Source organism: Mesorhizobium sp. M7A.F.Ca.US.006.04.2.1 (assembly GCF_004022915.1).
GTDB classification, from domain to species: domain Bacteria; phylum Pseudomonadota; class Alphaproteobacteria; order Rhizobiales; family Rhizobiaceae; genus Mesorhizobium; species Mesorhizobium ciceri.
On the sequence record NZ_RZQA01001552.1, the window covers coordinates 1 to 616 of the forward strand.

1 protein-coding gene is annotated in these 616 nt (G+C 66.9%); it reads right to left on the bottom strand.

All coding sequences use genetic code 11. From position 1 onward, the window contains the following. Window positions 1–4: 4 nt before the first annotated feature. On the bottom strand, window positions 5–616 hold a 612-nt coding region (locus tag EN925_RS38680), incomplete at its 5' end, for a class I tRNA ligase family protein (RefSeq protein ID WP_164894826.1).

A 616-nucleotide genomic window follows, 5' to 3' on the forward strand; every position in this document is an offset into this window, starting at 1 on the left:
AGCATCAGATGTTCGCGTCCGGCTGTTCGACATAACGCGGAAACACGCCTTCCGGCACCGGCAACGCAGTGCCGGGCACAAGCGCGTGATCCGCGTGGACATGCACGAAATCGCGGCTCTCCGCCGGCACCGCCAGCAGGTCGAGCAGTTTCGCGGCCGAGCCCGGAGTGAAGGGCTGACACAGCACCGCCACGCGGCGCACGACTTCGGCGGTTGTCCACAGCACCGTTTCCATGCGCGCCGGGTTGGTCTTCTTCAGCGCCCATGGTGCCTCGCCGGCGAAGTAGCGATCGGCTTCCGCCACCACGCCGAAGATCGCTGCCAGCGCCAGATGGATGCCCTGCTCGGCGACCGCCTTGCGCGCGGTGTCGAGCGCGGCGGCGGCCTGATCCAGGATCGCTCTGTCTGCATCCGTCAGCTCGCCGCGCTGCGGCACCACGCCGCCGCAGTTCTTGGCGATCATCGACAGCGAGCGCTGCGCCAGGTTGCCGAGGCCGTTGGCAAGATCGGCATTGGTGCGGTTGACGATCGCGTCATGGCTGTAGCTGCCATCGTTACCGAACGGCACCTCGCGCAGGAAGAAGTAGCGCACCTGGTCGAGACCGTAGTGCTCGAC